The organism is Frankia gtarii, assembly GCF_025403375.1.
Lineage (GTDB): Bacteria > Actinomycetota > Actinomycetes > Frankiales > Frankiaceae > Frankia > Frankia gtarii.
The window spans coordinates 1-16,634 of the sequence record NZ_JAMPTM010000145.1 but is presented as its reverse complement, the minus strand read 5'-3'; the positions used below and the strand labels follow the sequence as shown (position 1 = coordinate 16,634).

Here is a 16,634-nt window from a genome sequence, read left to right as displayed (position 1 = left end):
GAGGGTGGGAGCAGCCCTGACAAAGCCGGGACGTTCCAGTACTGCCAGATGGGGCGGGTCCGGCGAGCGGGACGGAGAGGAGTACGCGAGGAACCGGCGTTTTACGTCCCTGAATGCGACACCGGCTCGAACCTGGTGGATCTGGGCCGGGAACGGCGCGCACCTACTGTCAAGATCGTGGCGGTGGGGAACTCCTGGGGTGGTGTACAAGAGCTGCCTGGGAGGCCACGGGGAAAGTCCGCGGCGTACTCGTGGCGAGGCCGTGGGGACACAGTCGGGCTCCTCCTTCGTCGAGCGAATCGCAGTGAACACGGGAACCGTTCCGGATCTTGCCTCTGTGTCCGTGGACTCCACTCGTGGTGTGGACGGGCAGGGGGTTGGGCGCGCCGACCGCTGATCGGTCCGGGACGGGGCGGAGCCGCCGTAGTACTCCGAGCCGGGGAAAGCCCGCGCGCATGGGGAAGGGCGGCAGCGGTTCCATGGAGCGGAAGGACATGTAGACGCCGAACGGCGACGCTCCGATCCTGGCCGCGCAGGTGGCACGGGATCGGGTAGCGGGGATGCAGGCGAAGCTTCACTACCGCTCGCGGTCCGCGCACGATCGGCGAGTGCCCGCGCGACCCGAAGCCGCGCCATGGTCGACCCGAGCACGGTGTTCCGCGTGACGAGCTGCGCCAGCGACACCACCGGATAACGGCACGCTGCCCTGGCATCTGCCAGAGGACATGAAGCACTTCCGCTCCCTGACCACGGGTGCGACCGTGCTCATGGGCCGCCGCACCTGGGAGTCGCTACCGCCACGGTTCCGGCCGCTGCCCGGCAGACGCAACCCCGTGCTGTCACGCACGCCGCAGCAGGGCGTGGAAACGTTCCCCGACCTGCCACAGGCACTCGCCGCGGTGCCCAGGGACCTGTGGGTGATCGGCGGCACGGCGGTATATCGGGCCGCGCTGCCGTTCGCGGACTGGATCATGGTAACCGAGATCCGTGAACTCTTCGACGGCGACACCCACGCGCCGGACGTCGGGCGCCCGCCGGACACCCTCGGAGCGTGGCAAGAGTCGTCAGCGGGACTGCACTACCGGCTCCTCATCTGGGACTGAGAGCCTTGATCCGGCCACGACAAACGGGGTGATCATCGTGTAACCGGTGCGTCGGATCAGGGATGATGGCCGCCGGAGCACGTCGACGTATCCGTTCGGGGGTGCGGTCATGGCGGAGAAGCCGGCGGATGGTCCTGCCACGGGCAGTCGGGGTCTGACACATGCCGAGATCCGTGATTTGGCGGAGCGGTTCCCAGTGCCGGAGCGAGCTTCTCGGGTGCTCGCGGCGGCGGGGTTGCCGCTAGGCGCGCAGCCGCTCTGGCGGGTGGACAATGCCTACGAGTTCTGGTTCGAGGTGTCGACGCTGCTTGCAAACGGCGCGCTGCACAATGGCCGGGCTGGCTTGCTGGCTGCGGCGACGTCGGCGGGGTTGGACGACTTGTTCGACACGGCGCCGGAGCGTTGGGAGCGGGCGTCACCCGCATCGCTGCTGCGGCCGTCATGGGGTGCGGTCGGGTTCTACGGTCGGACCGAGGAACTAGCCCGGCTTGAGCGCTGGTGCGACGAGGACGACGAGACTCCTTTGCGGCTCATCGTCGGTCCGGGTGGGCAGGGCAAGACCCGGCTCGCTTTGCGGCTGTGCGTGCGCCGCCGCGCTGAAGGGTGGGCGGCGGGGATGCTGAGCGCGTCGGCGGGTGTCGACGTCCTCGATGCCGCAGGGGGTTGGGTTCGGCCGTTGCTGGTAGTGGTCGATTATGCGGAGACCCGGGAGGCGCAGCTCTGCATGCTGCTGGAGCGCCTCATTCGCCACCGGTCATCCGGCCGGCGGCGGGTACTGCTGTTGGCCCGGTCCGCGTCTGACGATGCGCAATGGTGGGCCTCGCTGCGGGGACGGTATCCGGATGTGTGCGCGGCGGTGGTTCCGGATCCGTTGAGCCCGCTCGACACGGCTTCCGACGACCGCGACCATTCCTATCGGCGGGCGCTGATGGATTTGGCTCACGCCCGGCGGGCGGTGCGCCACGACGTGGATTGGCCGGGCCTGGCCGCGACACTGGCGCCGCCTGACGATCTGCACGAGCCGAGCTACGAGCTGGCGCTGGCTCTGCACACGCGGGCCCTGACGGACCTTCTCCAGGCGGGCCCCGAACCGGTGCCCGGATTGGGGCCGGGGCGGGAGCTAGCTGATGTGCTGCTCGACCACGAACGGCAGTACTGGGCCGGTAGCGCTGCCGCGCGGGGTCTGGCCCCCCTGTCCTATCCACTGTCCCTGTTGGGGCGGGCTGTTGCCGCGGCGGCGTTGTGCGGAGCCGGCGACGAGCAGCAGGCGGTGGCGACCCTGGGTCGGCTGCCCCTGCTGGAGAAGGAAACACGCTCGGCTCGGCTCGCGCTCGCCGAGTGGCTGCGCGACCTGTATCCCACGCCGTCCGGCGCCTACTGGGGCACTCTCGCTCCCGACCGCGTCGCGGAGCATCATATTGGCGTAACACTACGCGATCACTCTGGCCTGGCTGAGGCGCTCCTTGCGGGCGCGTCCGACCGTCAACTCGTCCACGGACTCGTGATTCTCGCTCGCGCTACTGTCCATCAGCCTCATCTCCCCGCCCGGCTCGCGGAACTCCTCACCACGCATCCCACGATCGCCGCCGCCGTCGAGCAGCTCGACGTCGCCGATCTGACCGCCGTCATTGACGCGCTTCCTCAGCGGTCCGTCGAGCTCGCGCACGCTGGCGCGGCCCTCACCGCACACGCGCTGGCCCGGCTACGCGCGGACGCCGATGGCGGCAACTCAGGCACGCATATCCGCCTTCTGGGCGTCCTCTCCGACCGTCTGACATATCTAGGGCGCCGCGATGAGGCTCTTGCCCTCAGCCAGGAAGTGGCCACTGGACTTCAACTGCTCGCGATGGCTCAGCCCGATGTCTACCTACCCATCCTCGCCCGCGCCCTGGACAACCTCTCGATCCAGCTGGACTACGCGGGACGCGACCAGGAAGCCCTCGCGCCCATCGAGGAAGCCGTGGCCCTCAACCGGCGGCTCGTCGAGGCCCAGCCGGACACCGTCCGCCCAGACCTCGCCCACAGCCTCACCAATCTCGCACGCCAGATGGCCAGGGCAGGACGGCAGGACGAGGCGCTCGCCGCTGCTGAGGAAGCCGTCACTCTCTACCGGCAGCTTGTCCAGGCTCGGCCGGCCGCTTTCCGCGCTGACCTGGCCACGGCTCTGAACAACCTCTCGCAACGGCTCGGCGACATCGGACGGGTGAACGACGCACTCACCGCCATCGAGGAAGCCGTCACCATCCGCCGATCAGTGGCACAGGTCCGCCGGGACGCCTATCTTCCGGACCTAGCTTTCTCCCTGATAACCACGTCTCTCGCCCTCGCCCGACTGCAAAGGCGAGACGAGGCATTATCCGCGATCAGGGAAGCCATCACGCTGTATCGGGAGCTAATTCAGGCCCGACCGGACACCTTCATTCCCAACCTTGCTACCTCCCTGAGCCACCTACGGGATCAGCTCGCTGACCTGGGGCTACGGGAGGAAAGCCTCGCCGCGGGAGCGGAAGCCGTCGCTCTACTCAGAGGGCTCGCCCAGGGCAGCCCGTATCTGTTTTCCTCGCTACTCATCACGTCCTTGAACGACCACACACGTCAACTGGCCGACCTGGGGCTATGGGAGGAAAGCCTCGCCGCCGCCGAGGAAGCAGTCAGCATCGCCCGCCCGCTCGCCGAAGCACAACCTGGCACCCACTGCGGCCTGGCCGACTCCTTGAACAGCCTCGCGTTCAGCCTTCGCCACTTCAGGCGGCGGGAGGAGGCACTCGCCGTCAGCGAAGAGGCCGTGGCCCTCTACCGACAGCTGGCCCACCTCCAGCCCGACATCTACCAGAACAACCTCGCCACCGCATTGAGAAATCTCTCGATCCACCTGTCTGACCTGGGCCGGCACGAGCAGGCAGTCGTGTTTGTCGAGGAGGCCGTCGGTATCTGCCGTTTGCTGAGCCAGACCCGCCCCGACAAGTGCGGGCATAACCTCGCCGGGTCGCTGAATAACCTCTCCAACCGTCTGGCGACGCTTGGGCGACGTCAGGAAGCCCTCGCCGCCGTACAAGAATCAGTCGACATCTACCGTCAGCTCCCTCGGAACCAGGACGACGAACTCCGCGCCGATCTTGCCATGGCCTTGGGAAACCTTTCGATCCGACTGTTCGATCTCGGGCTACCGGAAGATGCGCTGTCCGCCATCGAGGAATCCACCAACATCTACCACCAACTCACCGAAACCCGACCCACCGCCTTCCTGTCCCACCTGGCCGGCGCCCTGGATAAAGCCGGCGTTTACCTGAGCGATCTGGGCCGTCACCAGGAGGCGCTCGCCGCCGCCAGAAATGCGGTCAGCATCTACCAGGGGCTCTACCTTCCCCTTCCCGACACATTCGCGGGACTCCTTTCCATGGCATTCCTGAACCTGGGTGTCATAGAGCGCTCCGCTGGCGATAGAACGGAGGCGCTGTTTGCACTCATCTCGGCCGCACTCTATGGCCAAGGGCACAACATGCCAACAATACTGTCGATCGTCACCCCAATGCTGAGGGAAGAAAGAGAACGGAACCAGCAGGCGTTCGACACGGTCTGGAATAAGCTCATAGCTATGACACTCCAGGACGCCAACCCGCCCCACGACGCCAACCCCGGCCGAGACGCTGACGGCCCGAGAGAAGATCCCAGCGCGACGATCCCTGCCAGCAGCCCCAAGCCGCCCGTTTGACAACTTTCCACACTGAAGCAGTATTGCACTTGGCGACGATCAAATCGTCGTCGACTCGTAGAGTGCTGCTATCCGAACCCTGCCGTATTCGTTGGTCGTGGGCGGTCACTCACGTAGGACCGGCGGGCTAAAGCACCGGGTTGAAGCCGGTAGCCGAGTTCTGGCACCCCGCAGGGACCCATGGTTGGATTTCCAGGCTGGACAACGACATCTGAACCCACCGATCGGAGGCCGCTGCGGTGGAGACCAACTCGCCGTCGGAACCCGGGCTCGACCCGCCCTTCGACCGACTACCGTTCATCGACGAACACGCGGAGCGCGTGGCGGCGCCGGCCACGGTGGTCTGGTCGGTGCTGACCCAGAGGATCATCCGGACCCGGCTCCGGATCAGTGAACCGTTCGCCCGACTGCTGGGCGCGCACCCGTTCCGGGTGAACGGAACCCTGCTCGAACCGGGATCCACCCTGCCGGGTTTCGCCGTCGCCGACGCAGTTCCCGATCGGCGTCTGGTTCTCACCGGCCATCACCGCTTCTCCCACTACGCCTTGATTTTCACTCTGGAGAACGAACCCGGCGGCAGCGTGCTGCGCGCCCGCTCACTCGCCCAGTTCCCCGGCCCGGCCGGTTGGGGGTACCGGCAGTTGGTGATCGGCTCGGGCGGCCACCGCGTCCTGGTCGGCCGGCTGGTGCGCTCGATGGCCCGGGAAGCGGAGCACCCGACCCGGGCCGGGCACTGACGTCCTGCACATCGGCCGGGGGCACTGTTGCATCGGCGACGTCCGCCATCGCGGCTACCGATCAGTCATGCTCGAATCGTGCGTCGACGTCACGTCCGTCCACCAATTCCGACGTCGGAGTTCGCGGGCTTCCGGTTCCCATCGGAGGTGATCGTGGTCGATCACGTAACCGTGTGCTGGTGGGGCAGCGCTTCACGCCCCTGCTTGCCGGGGTGGCCCGGCCATGCCGGCACCGGCCGGGCGACAAATGGTTTGTGGATGAGACCTATACCGAAGAAAGAGGATACCCTAGGTAGCCATCTAGTCACTTAAAGTGACCAATGGGGACCCTGTCACTACGCCCACACCCTTGACCGGCGCATACGCATCCCGGTCGTCCGCCCGGCGGGCGACCAGTGACAACCAGCGAGCGTGCACTGTGCCGTCACCACGCTGAACGCTCATGCGCTGCTGCACGGGATCCCGTCGGCCGTCCTACCTGGAAAACGCCCGGCAGACGTCGCTACAGTCGAGCAAGATCGATCTTTACCGGAAAAGGTGCGGTGGCATCGACTACGCCCGTGAAGACCTCGCCGTCACGGTAGATCCCGGTGGCCGGGTCGAGAACGTAGGTATGGACGACCGGGACACCGGCGGGGGGCTGCTCGACCCGCCAGTAGTACGAGATCCCCGCCCGCGCATACTGCTCGGCCTTGACAATCCGGTCAGTCGTCTCCGAACCCGGCGAAACAACCTCGACGACGAGCAGAATGTGCTCGGGACGCGCCGGCATGACATCGATCGTGTCAGCCCGGTACACGACAACGTCCGGACGCCGATTCGTCAACGGCACGTCCTGAAGCCGAACATCAAAGTCGAAATCCGCGTTCCAGCCCGGCCCGGCGGCAGCCTCCAACGCGACCGCAAGAATCTTGATCAGCCGGTTGTGCCGCTTGGACGCGCTGGGACTCACGACGACCATCCCGTCCACGATCTCGATGCCCGCGCACTGCTCGGCCGACCAGGACTCGTACTGCTCCGCCGTGACCTGCTCATGCATCCACGCAGGAGCGATCATCTCCGCAGCGATGGCACACCTCCCCCTCAGGAGACCCGGCCAGCCTGATACCTGCGCACCAGCGTAGCGCCGCCCCCTCTGCCTCTCGACGTGTTCGCAGGCGCGCCGTCCACGCTCGACGGCTCGCGGACCACCAGGTGACCTACGTAATCGTCGGCGGCGTCGGCGCCCGCCTCCAAGGATCATCCAACATCACCGGTGACCTCGACATCGTCCTCACCCACGCCCGCGCCCTGCTGACCAGCACCCCAGCGGGTCGCACCGCCTACCTCGACGCCGACCTGCACGACACCGGCCTGCACGACACCGACCGCATCCTCGCCGCCCCCGAACTGCGCGCCACCCTCGATCTCACCCAGCCGATCGCCCTCTCCCTCATTGCGATCTTCCATTTCATCCCCGGCTCCGACACCCCCTACTCCATCGTCCGCCGGCTCGTCGACGCGCTCCCGTCCGGCAGCTATCTCACCCTCACGCACATCACCGCCGACTACGACCCGGGCGTGGACCTGGTCCACCGCTGGCGGCCCGAAGGCGGCAACGTGCCCGACGACCTGACCGACGCCCAGGTCAGCATCTACGGCGGCATCGCCCGCAAGAGGTGATGTTCGGCGACCTCACTGAGGGGACGGACCGCGACCACGCGTCAGCGGTTGACCGTCTGTCCGATCTCGGGGACCGATCCGGTCGCGAGAACCGCCGACCTGTACCCGAATCCGCACGGGTTGCGCTCCGTGGCTCCCTCGCTGCCCAGGTACCGGTGGTCTCCTGGGCTGAACAACAGCCGATCCAGGTTGCCGGGGTTGTGCGAGTCCGGCACCGTGACGCTGACCGCCGCCCGGCCGATGAGGTCCGTGTCATGCACGTTCACCCGGGCGCTACCGAGCCCGCCGACGATGGTGAACAACGCCCTCTGCACGTCCGGTCCGACCGGGAGCAACGCGAGGTCGGCGACCGCGGCGAGGACGGTACGGTCCTCCACCGGCTCCTTCTCCCCGGCGGTGAGCATCCGACGCAGGGTAGCGGGGTCGGCCGGGAGCCGGCTCAGATCCGCCAGCGTGACCCGGGTGGTCCCGACGAAGTAGGTTGCATCCTCGATGCGCATGCCGGCCTGTAGTTGAGGGTCGAGGATGGCGTAGGCCGACGGACCCGCCCAGTCCCGACGGATGACCGGGTTTCCCGCGCTGTGGCCGTCTGCGGTCCGCGCATAGACCGTCTCGCGGTACCCGAACGGACCCGGTCGATCCTTCCACGACCCCGTCGGGATCGGCGGCGCTGGCGGCACGGTGACTGTCGGGCAGGTCCTGGCCGCCGGCCCCGTCGTGGCCGCCTGGACGGCCACCGTCTGATGGCCACCGTCGGACCTGCTGATCACCGCGACCGGCACGGCGACCAGCACGGCGACACCGGCGGCCACAGCCGTGCTCCTCCATCCGCGCCGCGGCCCGCGCCGACCCGACCGGGTTCCACGGCCCGGGGAATCGCCGGCCGGCCACTCGCCGCCGGTGACGACGGAGATCACCGTCTCCTCTCCCAGTGCCGGATCCGCTGACGCCGCCTCCCCCGATGCCGCCCGGGCCTCGGCGGCGATCGCCTCGTTCAACCTGGCGCGCGCGCGTCGGCGCTCTTCGTCCGACGGCCCGGTGACGTCTGGCCGGAACCCGCGCACTGACGTCATCTCGTCCACGGCTCGTCCTTCGGTTCGATGAGGGATTCAGCATCGGACACCCGCAGTGCCGCGAGCCGGGGCCGCAGCTGCGCGCGAGCCCGGTGCATCCGGGAGCGGACGGTCCCGACCGGCAGCTCCAGCGCGCGGGCGACCTCGGAGTAACTCATCTCGGTCCACGCCAGGAGCAGCAGCACGTCGCGGTCGCCGGCCGTCATCGCGTCCAGCGCGGCGGCGATGACGGGAGCGGCCGCGGCGGCGTCCAGCCGACGCTCGGCCCGGCCGTAGGCGTCCTCGGCGTCGGAGTCCGCAACCGGGTCGGCACCCTGGCGCATGTAGGCAGCCAGCATGCGGCTCTCCGCCCGCTGCCGGGAACGCATCAGGTTGTGCGCAATTCCGTACAGCCAGGGCAATGCGTCCGGAAAGGCAAGATCGTAGTCCCGGCGGCGGGAGAACCCCGTCGTGAAGGTCTCCGCGGCGACGTCGGCGGCGATATCCCGGCCGGCCCGCCGGGCCACATAACGGTAGATCGCGTCGTGGTGACGATCGAAGATCAGTCCGAACACGGCCGGGTCCTCGCACGACCGCGCGATGACCTGCGCATCGGCATCTGGCACCGCCATGCTGGGTGCGTCCTGCACCCACTGATTCGGCGCCGAGGGCGCCGGCCGCGCCGGCGGGGTCGCCGTGCCCGGTTCCGCCGCCCGATCCGACATCACTGCCGCGGCGTTCATCGCGGTCCGAGACTCCCCGGTCGGCCCGGTCGGCCCGGTCGGTGGCGAGGGCTGTCCCTCCCCATAGCTGTCGGCTCGCTGCTCGAGCCACGCGGTCGATGCGATCCACCACGACGGTACGTGGGCGGACTGCCGGGAACGAGCCACCGGCGACCATCCCTCCAGGGTCATCGTTGCTTCACCGTTCGCCGTCCTTTCCCGCGTCTGTGCGCAGACACGGACCAACAGGGGCACCGTCATCCCCTATTGGCCGCGCAACGGCGAACGGTTCACGCCGCGCCATCCCGGCCCCCGGCGATGTGCCGGCGGCCGGCGCTATCCCAGCGGCAGGTAGGCGCCGAGCAGGCTCTCCCGGTCGGCACTGACCTGGGCGGCCGGGCCCGACTAGGCAAGGGTGCCGTGCCGCAGGACGTGCACGCGATCGCGATCGCCAGGGCGCTGCGGACATGCTGTTCGACGAGGACGACGGCGAGCCCGTCATCCGCGGCGGCCCGCACGGCCCCCAGCAGGCGGTGCACGACGCGCGGCGCGAGGCCCAACGAGAGTTCGTCGGCGAGCAGGACCGTGGGCCGGCGCGCCAGGGCGCGCGCGGGTCACCATCTGCTGCTGTCCCCCGGAGAGCGGCCCGGCCCGCCGATCGAGGTGCTCGGCCAGCTCGGGGAAGATCGACAGGGCGAGGTCCGGGTCGCACCGACCGACCCGGAGCTGGCGCTGCGGCGGACTCCAGGCTGGGCAGTGCCTCGGTGGTGAGCCCACATCAAGAAAGGTGCCTCGACGGCGGCGCCTTCGTGAGGCCATGCTTTGCGTACCAGCCGACGGCGGCCCAGCGCAGGATCGCGCGCCGGTTGAGCCGCCACTCGTCGCACAGGTCGGTCAGGATCTCGGCGCAGAAGTCCTCGCGCAGGTCCGCGAGCGTCTCGTCGGGGCGGGAGCCCGCGAACGCGATGGTTTCGATGTCGAGGTCGAGCGCATCTGCCAGCACAACCGCCGAGGTATGGCTCGTCCCATGGCCGTTGTAGCCCCAGCCGAAATCGCTCCCTTCCGACTTTGCCAGTTCGGCGAGCCGCCGCAGCACGGTGACGCTCTCTCGCTCGGTCGGCCCCGCCGCCATTGGCTCCGGTGCGCCGCGGGGCGCCGCAGCTCCTTGGAGTCCGTGGTAGGTCCGCTCCTGATAGCTCACGACCATCCCCCTACTGCCCACCATCGTCCGCGACATCCAGAACCTGCTCGACCTCGACCGCGACCCCACCCCCTCCGCTGACAGCGACGACGACGAGGAGGACAGCCGCGGCAACCTCGCCGTCGACATGGTCCACCTCTGGGACCCCGACTCGGCGCCGTCCCAGCAGGCGTCAACTACAGCGACATCCCGGACGACCCCGCCGAGACCAGCTTCGACGCCGACGACGATCCCCCACTGTTCGACAACGGCGATCTCGAACCCGACGACATCAACGTCAACCTGGGCACCCCATGGCAGGAATGATCGTCATCTCCACCACCGCCGTCCCCGACCACGTCCGCGGCGCCCTCAGCCGCTGGCTCAGCGAACCCACCGCCGGCCTCTACGTCGGCACCGTCTCCGCCCGCGTCCGCGACAAGCTCTGGAACGACGTCGCCGCCAGCATCGCCGACGGCGCAGCCGTCTGCATCCACCCCGCCGACACCGAACAAGGCTTCACGATCAAAACCGCCGGCGAACGCCGCCGCCACATCCTCGACTGCGACGGCCTCCAACTCATCGGCCTCAATTCACAACAGACGCAGGAGACCCCCTAAAAGCCCAGCTCACAAAGGTCGTCCCCACGCCCGTGGGGGTGCTCCGAGATGTCCCGGTACGCCCTGCCCGACCCACCTGTCCCGTTCAGGCGAAGATGACGAGCCGGAGGGCCATCGACCTGAAGTCCGTCATCTTGACGTGGACGATTTGACCTCAGAGCGTCCGGGTTCAGTTGGCGGATTCGGTGGATCTTGGCGGCGCGAACGGCTTCCGGTCGAAGTGGTCGCGGACGGCAAGCGGGACGTGCTGGAGTGGCGGCTTATCCGCGTTGCTCTGGATGCGTTACGCATCGAGAACCAGCAACTCCGCGACGCGCTCGCACACGTCCACGGTCAACTCCGAGCAGCCCGAACCGATCTTGGTGCCGAGAAAGTCTCCTGAGCTTCAGGGATACCCTCGGCCCATAACGCGCCGGAACAGATCGACACAAGTCACGTGACACGCGCATAGCTTGGATGTTATCCTTATGATCGCTCCGGCTCATCCTCGGCTCTGGACACGGCATTCCCCGAGGACCCTCCGACAAGGGCCGAGAAGCGTTTGCAGCGCCTACATCCCCGGCGGGCCTCCGGCACCGATGTCATCGGTGTTCTCCTCGGCACTCGAGACGAGCCCTGTCCGATCGACCCTCATGCTGATCGAGTACGCGCCCATGGTCTGATCCGTCAATGTCCTTTCAACCCAGAAAGCTGGACAATTAATGTTCATATGGCCCCGAATGACCACTGGACCCGAACGTCTCATGTTGGAGAGCTTGCTTGACCGCAACCGGCAAGCGCTCATCGACACCGCGCGAGGGCTATCCGAGACCGACGCACGGCGGCGCCTGGTCGTCTCACTGACCACACCGATCGGGCTGATCAAACACGCCGCCACCGCCGAGCGCATCTGGTTCCAACGCACCCTGCTCGGCCTGGACGAGTCCGCATGCGACGGCTACGCCACCGGTGACGACGGCAGTTTCGTTGTCGCCGACGGCGAAACGCTGGCCGACGTGATCGCCGAGTTTGAGCGTGCCAGCGAGCGTTCCCGCGTGATCGCCGCTGACTTCGAGCTCGACGACACCAAGGCGCACCCCCGCGCTGGCGATGTCAGCCTGCGGTTTGTCTACCTGCTCCTGATCGAGGATTTCGCCCGTCACGCCGGCCATGGTGACATTCTCCGAGAACAAATCACCGCCGCACGATAGGCGTTGGCAGGGTTGCGCAAGATCTGGTTGCAACCAAGCGTCGGTCCGGGTGGTCGTTCGTCGGGTGGGCGCCAGAGTTCGTTGTCGACTCGGTTGCCTAGTACTACAGCGCCAGTGGCCTTCGCGTGATCTCTTTTGATGGGTGCGGGATGGCGAGTGGTAGAGGGAGGACACCGTGTGATTCTCGGTAGTTTGTGAGAACAACCGAAGGTACCGCGGTGGCCGCGGCCCAGAGCATATCCGGGGTGGATATGGCGATGTGGGAAGCGGGGCTGGACGAGCTGTTCGGTCGGGTCGCGGGCTGTTTCCGCTCTGATCAACCTCGCGCTCAGGCACGTGCCCATGTGGCAGGCTTGTCGTCCCGGACGGAGCGGAAGAACGGGTGGACACTCGCGGAGTTCGGTCGGGAGGCCGGGCCGCAGAAGATGCAACGGTTGTTGAACGAGTACGCCTGGGATGCCGGTGCTGTGCGCGACATTGTTCAACAGTATGTCGTGGAGAACCTGGCCGAGCCGGACGGCGTTCTGGTCGTGGACGAGACGGGTTTCGTGAAGAAAGGAACCTCGTCGGCGGGGGTGCAGCGTCAGTACAGTGGCACGGCGGGCAAAATCGAGAGCTGTCAGATCGGGGTGTTCGCCGCCTATGTTTCGGGGAAGGGACGAGTGCTGGGTGACCGGGAGCTTTATCTTCCCATGAGCTGGACCGATGACCGGGCACGATGTGCGGCGGCAGGCGTGCCGGGCAGGGTGGGGTTCGCGACGAAGCCGCTTCTGGCCCTGGACATGATCCGCCGGTTCTGGCTGGCCTGCCGGCAGATCGGCTGGGTCGCGGGCGATGAGGTGTACGGCGCCGACCCCGAGCTACGTGACTGGCTGGAAGAACATCGGATCGGCTATGTCCTGGCGGTCAAGAAGGACACGGAGGTGACCACGGCCGTCGGCGGCTTCCGTGTCGATGCCCTCGCCGTGAAGGTCCCCGCACGCGCCTGGAGGGCATATTCCTGCGCTGACGGTTCGAAGGGACCTCGGATGTATGACTGGGCGCTGGTGGACACCACCGACCTCGCCGGCCCGGATGATCGACCCAAGCAGGTCCTGATACGCCGCTCACGCTCCGGTAAGAAAGAGCTCGCTTTCTTCATCACGCACAGCCCGCGGCCGGTTCCGCTGGCGACCCTCGTCACCGCCGCGGGATGCCGCCGGGGAATAGAGGAGTGTTTCCAGTCCGGGAAGAACGAGGTCGGCCTCGACCACTACCAGGTCAGGCTTTACCACGCCTGGTGTCGGCATATCACGTTGGCGATGCTCGCCCACGCCTGGCTTGCCGTCATCGCGAGGAAACACCGTGAACAGAACCCGCCGGCCGACCCGCCGACGATGACCGCGGTGGGATACAAACGTCTTCCTGGTGGTCTCCCGGTCGCCGAACAGCCGGCACCAAACAGGACCATGATGGCACCGTTCACCCTCAACGAGATCCGCCATGTCTTTGCCATGTTCACCGAAGTCGTTCTTCCACCGGCCATGATCACGTGGTGGTCGGACTGGCGTCGCGGTCACCAGGCGCGCGCCCGCTACTACCACTACCAGACCCGGATCTACGCCGCCCAGGGCATCGTCAAGCCGGTGGCGGCCACACAAAGATCACTGGCGCTGTAGTACATAGGCGCCTAATCAACAGGTTGTGGCCCCAACCTCCCGCGCAGCGGCAAGGTAGGCGAGAACCAGCGTCCGTTTGTCGTCCTGGCAGGCGGCCACCGCCAGTTGGGACGGGGAAATACCCCGGACCGGCACGGCGATCACCTCGTCCCGGACGACCAGCGGGGCGTTACCGGTGGCCAGCAGCGCCACCCCCTGGCCGCTGGCGACCGCCTCGTGGGTCTCCTCGGCGCTGGCCACCACCCCGCCGATCCGCGGCTGGCGACCGTCCCGGGCGTCCAGGGCAAGCCAGTAGTCCCGCAGCGGGCCGGCCTCCGGAGGGAGGGCGAGGAAGGGCTCCTCCAGCAGGTCGGTGAAGTCCACCTTTCCCTCGGGGTCGGACGCGGCCCGCGCCGCCAAGGGATGTCCGTCCGGGAGCGCGACCAGCCGAGGCTCGCGGGCCACCACCGCATACTGGTAACGGTCATCGTCTGGCAGCGGCAGCCAGACGAAGGCGACGTCGCTGGAACCATCCGCCAACCCGGCACTAGCATCCACCCAGTTGACCTGGCGCAGGACGGGCTGCGCTTCCGGATGGCGGGAGACGAGGCGGGCCCGCAGGGCGGGCAGCAGCCCGCGGCCCGGGCTGGTGGACATGCCGATCACCAGAGTGCACCGCTCGGCGGTCTTCGCCTCCTCCACCGCCGCCTCCGCGGCCTGCCAGGCGGCCAGCACCGCGCGGGCGTGCGGTAACAGGGCTTCCCCCACCGCGGTCAACCGCACTGTCCGCCGGTCCCGTTCGAACAGGACCACGCCCAGTTGCTTCTCCAGCATCCGAATCTGCTTGCTCAGAGCGGGTTGGGAGACGAACAGCCGCTCGGCGGCGCGGGTGAAGCTCAATTCCTCGGCGACCGAGGTGAAGTAGTACAGGTCGCGCCCATGGACGTTCATAACTCATGGCTATCACAACGGGACTTGGACGCAGCCCTGATGCCTGGCGAAGGATGGGACCTGCGACGGGGCGGCCCCGAACGGCAGTTGACGAGGGAGATGAAGATGAGCGAGGACGCCAAGGTCTGGCTGGTCACCGGCGCGAGCAGCGGTTTCGGGCGGGCCATCACGGAGGCCGCGGTCGCCGCTGGTGACACGGTGATCGGCACGGCCCGGCGGACCGAGGCGCTGGACGACCTGGTCGCCGCGTACCCGGACCGTGCGGAGGCGATCAGCTTGGACGTCACCGACGGCGAGCGGATCGATGTGGTGGCCGCCGACGTCCTAGCCCGTTACGGCAGGGTGGACGTGCTGGTGAACAACGCCGGCCGCACTCAGGTAGGGGCGTTCGAGGAGACCACCGACCGGGAGCTGCACGACCTGTTCGAGCTGCACGTGTTCGGCCCGGCGCGGCTGACCCGGGCGCTGCTGCCGCAGATGAGGGAGCGGGGCAGTGGATCGGTCGTGAACATCAGCAGCTTCGGCGGGCAGCTGTCCTTCGCCGGGTTCTCCGCGTACAGCGCGACCAAGGCGGCGCTGGAGCAGCTGTCGGAGGGCTTGGCCGAAGAGGTGGCGCCGTTCGGCATCAAGGTGCTGATCGTGGAGCCCGGCGCGTTCCGTACCAACCTGTTCGGCAAGGGTGCGGCGTACTTCTCTGAGGAGAACTCTGCGTACGCGGAGAAGGTCGGCGCGACCCGGCAGATGGTGCAGGGCAGCGACGGCAGCCAGCCCGGCGACCCGGTGAAGGCCGCGGCGGCGATCCGGCTGGCTCTGGACGCCGAGAAGACCCCGCTCCGCCTCGCCCTCGGCGGCGACGCGGTCGACTTCCTGACCGCACACCTGGACTCCGTACGGGCCGAGCTCACCGAGTGGGAGGAGGTCTCCCGGGGGACGGACTTCGACACGGAATGAGAGCCGGGCAGGGGGAGAACCCGGTGCTCGGTGAACCCACTGCCTTGAGGTGCTGCCCGTTTCACAGACACGCGATAGTTGGACTATATCAGCTTTACGCCGCTTCTGGTATTGATGTCTGGCTCGTCAGGTAGGGGTGCTCGACGTGTTCCGGGGTGTGGTAGCCGAGGGTGTAGTGGAGTCGCTGCCGGTTATAGAAGACCTCGATGTATTCGGTGATCGCGGTGCGTGCGGCGCGGCGGCTCGGATATGTTTCCCGGTAGACGAGTTCGTTTTTCAGGGTGCCGAAGAAGGATTCGGCGGCGAAGTTGTCCCAGCACACTCCGGTGGCGCCGACGGAAGGTCGCACGCCGTGCCGTTTCAGGATGCGCTGGTAGGCGTCTGACGTGTATTGGGCGGATTCAAGTGGTCGTCGCAACACCTCGCCTCCGCCTGCAGCGGCTTGACTTTCACTTTCCGGGCGGCCAGTCCGGGCAGGGCGCGGACCGCTGCCAGCACCCTGGCCCCGCCGGCGGCGGCCGCCAGCGACGACGACTCGCCCAGCAGCCCCAGGAACGGGCGCACCGTGCGGTACCGCTCGGCAAGCACGACCCGCATCGCCGCCTCCGCCGGCCGTCGTCGTCCGGAACGAGCTCCTCGACCACCGCGACCGCGCCGGCGAGCTGCGCCCGCGGGGCAACGGTCTCCACCGCCGCCCACGCCGCCGCCACCTCCACCTCCCGACCGGCCTGCGCGGCTTCCTCCAGGACCCCGACCATCTGACGGGTCGCCAACGCGAGCAGCCGAGAGGCCCGCTCCAGGCGCGGCAGCCATCCCAGCCGTTCGGCGTTCGATGCCTGCCGGGCCGGATTGATCAGCCTGGTGGCCATCAGTAGCGCGAACAGATCCAACGCGTCGTCGATCGCGACCGCGTCCAGATGTCGGACATCGCCAGCAGCGTCGCGGTCCGCCGCGGCTCGGCCAGCTCCGCCAGGCTCGGTGCCTTGCTCGCCAACCCGTAGCGGGCCAGGGCCGCGCCCCGGTTCGCCGGCACTCCCGCACAGTCGACCCGCCGCACGCCCAGGCCCGCGAGCTCCGCAGCCCGGTCCCACGCCCTGACCATCCCCGGCCCCAACAC

At 67.9% G+C, this 16,634-nt stretch carries 16 protein-coding genes and 2 pseudogenes; 9 read left to right on the top strand and 9 right to left on the bottom strand.

Annotated features, from left to right (window positions below; all coding sequences use genetic code 11):
• Window positions 1-701: 701 nt before the first annotated feature.
• The 4 genes and pseudogenes from NBZ83_RS19875 to NBZ83_RS19860 all read left to right on the top strand — a co-directional run.
• Window positions 702-1,103 carry a dihydrofolate reductase gene (locus NBZ83_RS19875; RefSeq protein ID WP_261575565.1) on the top strand — a complete coding sequence of 134 codons (402 nt, stop codon included), beginning with the start codon at window positions 702-704 and terminating at the stop codon, window positions 1,101-1,103.
• A 109-nt stretch (window positions 1,104-1,212) separates the two neighbouring features.
• Complete coding sequence (locus tag NBZ83_RS19870) at window positions 1,213-4,815, top strand: tetratricopeptide repeat protein (protein WP_261575563.1); 3,603 nt, start codon at window positions 1,213-1,215, stop codon at window positions 4,813-4,815.
• 239 nt (window positions 4,816-5,054) lie between these two features.
• On the top strand, window positions 5,055-5,552 hold the full coding sequence (locus NBZ83_RS19865; RefSeq protein WP_261568544.1) for a hypothetical protein: 498 nt from the start codon (window positions 5,055-5,057) through the stop codon (window positions 5,550-5,552).
• A gap of 78 nt (window positions 5,553-5,630) precedes the next feature.
• A pseudogene (locus NBZ83_RS19860) lies at window positions 5,631-5,836 on the top strand (IS6 family transposase); the annotation flags it as partial.
• Window positions 5,837-6,054: 218 nt separating this feature from the next.
• Here the strand turns inward: NBZ83_RS19860 and NBZ83_RS19855 are convergent.
• Entirely contained in the window at window positions 6,055-6,609 is a 555-nt protein-coding gene (locus NBZ83_RS19855; protein ID WP_261568545.1) for a Uma2 family endonuclease, read from the bottom strand.
• Window positions 6,610-6,746: 137 nt separating this feature from the next.
• Here NBZ83_RS19855 and NBZ83_RS19850 point away from each other — a divergent pair, with 137 nt between their 5' ends.
• The gene (locus NBZ83_RS19850; RefSeq protein ID WP_308203350.1) at window positions 6,747-7,214 is read left to right on the top strand and encodes an SAM-dependent methyltransferase; all 468 of its coding nucleotides are present in this window, start codon (window positions 6,747-6,749) and stop codon (window positions 7,212-7,214) included.
• A gap of 41 nt (window positions 7,215-7,255) precedes the next feature.
• Here the strand turns inward: NBZ83_RS19850 and NBZ83_RS19845 are convergent, their stop codons facing one another.
• From NBZ83_RS19845 to NBZ83_RS19825, 4 genes are all read right to left on the bottom strand, one after another.
• The gene (locus NBZ83_RS19845; protein ID WP_261575562.1) at window positions 7,256-8,026 is read right to left on the bottom strand and encodes a hypothetical protein; all 771 of its coding nucleotides are present in this window, start codon (window positions 8,024-8,026) and stop codon (window positions 7,256-7,258) included.
• 257 nt (window positions 8,027-8,283) lie between these two features.
• On the bottom strand, window positions 8,284-8,898 hold the full coding sequence (locus tag NBZ83_RS19840; RefSeq protein WP_261568547.1) for an RNA polymerase sigma factor: 615 nt from the start codon (window positions 8,896-8,898) through the stop codon (window positions 8,284-8,286).
• Window positions 8,899-9,766: 868 nt separating this feature from the next.
• On the bottom strand, window positions 9,767-10,189 hold the full coding sequence (locus NBZ83_RS19830) for a DUF6166 domain-containing protein (RefSeq protein ID WP_261568548.1): 423 nt from the start codon (window positions 10,187-10,189) through the stop codon (window positions 9,767-9,769).
• A 10-nt stretch (window positions 10,190-10,199) separates the two neighbouring features.
• Window positions 10,200-10,325 carry a hypothetical protein gene (locus tag NBZ83_RS19825; protein ID WP_261568549.1) on the bottom strand — a complete coding sequence of 42 codons (126 nt, stop codon included), beginning with the start codon at window positions 10,323-10,325 and terminating at the stop codon, window positions 10,200-10,202.
• Between the two features lie 157 nt (window positions 10,326-10,482).
• On the opposite strand from NBZ83_RS19825, the gene cas2e reads away from it, so the two are divergent.
• The 3 genes from cas2e to NBZ83_RS19810 all read left to right on the top strand — a co-directional run bounded on the left by cas2e (window position 10,483) and on the right by NBZ83_RS19810 (window position 13,636).
• Window positions 10,483-10,788 carry a type I-E CRISPR-associated endoribonuclease Cas2e gene (gene cas2e / locus NBZ83_RS19820; protein WP_261575561.1) on the top strand — a complete coding sequence of 102 codons (306 nt, stop codon included), beginning with the start codon at window positions 10,483-10,485 and terminating at the stop codon, window positions 10,786-10,788.
• Between the two features lie 701 nt (window positions 10,789-11,489).
• Window positions 11,490-11,978, top strand: coding sequence for a DinB family protein (locus NBZ83_RS19815; RefSeq protein ID WP_308203351.1), 489 nt, complete (start codon window positions 11,490-11,492; stop codon window positions 11,976-11,978).
• A 251-nt stretch (window positions 11,979-12,229) separates the two neighbouring features.
• Window positions 12,230-13,636: an IS701 family transposase gene (locus NBZ83_RS19810; protein ID WP_261575564.1), complete on the top strand. Its 1,407-nt coding sequence runs from the start codon at window positions 12,230-12,232 to the stop codon at window positions 13,634-13,636.
• A 15-nt stretch (window positions 13,637-13,651) separates the two neighbouring features.
• Here NBZ83_RS19810 and NBZ83_RS19805 read toward each other — a convergent pair whose 3' ends face one another.
• Window positions 13,652-14,566, bottom strand: a complete 915-nt coding sequence (locus NBZ83_RS19805; protein ID WP_261568552.1) for a LysR family transcriptional regulator — start codon at window positions 14,564-14,566, stop codon at window positions 13,652-13,654.
• A gap of 105 nt (window positions 14,567-14,671) precedes the next feature.
• On the opposite strand from NBZ83_RS19805, the gene NBZ83_RS19800 reads away from it, so the two are divergent.
• A complete protein-coding gene (locus tag NBZ83_RS19800; protein WP_261575560.1) occupies window positions 14,672-15,517 on the top strand; it encodes an oxidoreductase in 846 nt (281 codons plus the stop codon).
• A 94-nt stretch (window positions 15,518-15,611) separates the two neighbouring features.
• Here the strand turns inward: NBZ83_RS19800 and NBZ83_RS19795 are convergent.
• From NBZ83_RS19795 to NBZ83_RS19785, 3 genes and pseudogenes are all read right to left on the bottom strand, one after another.
• A pseudogene (locus tag NBZ83_RS19795) lies at window positions 15,612-15,914 on the bottom strand (integrase core domain-containing protein); the annotation flags it as partial.
• Between the two features lie 52 nt (window positions 15,915-15,966).
• Complete coding sequence (locus NBZ83_RS19790; protein WP_261568554.1) at window positions 15,967-16,407, bottom strand: hypothetical protein; 441 nt, start codon at window positions 16,405-16,407, stop codon at window positions 15,967-15,969.
• On the bottom strand, window positions 16,386-16,634 hold a 249-nt coding region (locus NBZ83_RS19785; protein ID WP_261575559.1), incomplete at its 5' end, for a hypothetical protein. The genes NBZ83_RS19785 and NBZ83_RS19790, both read right to left, overlap by 22 nt.

Coding starts and splice junctions, on each gene's coding strand:
- NBZ83_RS19870 (WP_261575563.1), top strand. CDS start 1,213: ATGGCGGAGAAGCCGGCGGATGGTCCTGCCACGGGCAGTCGGGGTCTG.
- NBZ83_RS19855 (WP_261568545.1), bottom strand. CDS start 6,609: ATGATCGCTCCTGCGTGGATGCATGAGCAGGTCACGGCGGAGCAGTAC.
- NBZ83_RS19840 (WP_261568547.1), bottom strand. CDS start 8,898: ATGGCGGTGCCAGATGCCGATGCGCAGGTCATCGCGCGGTCGTGCGAG.
- cas2e (WP_261575561.1), top strand. CDS start 10,483: ATGGCAGGAATGATCGTCATCTCCACCACCGCCGTCCCCGACCACGTC.
- NBZ83_RS19815 (WP_308203351.1), top strand. CDS start 11,490: ATGTTCATATGGCCCCGAATGACCACTGGACCCGAACGTCTCATGTTG.
- NBZ83_RS19810 (WP_261575564.1), top strand. CDS start 12,230: ATGGCGATGTGGGAAGCGGGGCTGGACGAGCTGTTCGGTCGGGTCGCG.
- NBZ83_RS19805 (WP_261568552.1), bottom strand. CDS start 14,566: ATGAACGTCCATGGGCGCGACCTGTACTACTTCACCTCGGTCGCCGAG.
- NBZ83_RS19800 (WP_261575560.1), top strand. CDS start 14,672: ATGAGCGAGGACGCCAAGGTCTGGCTGGTCACCGGCGCGAGCAGCGGT.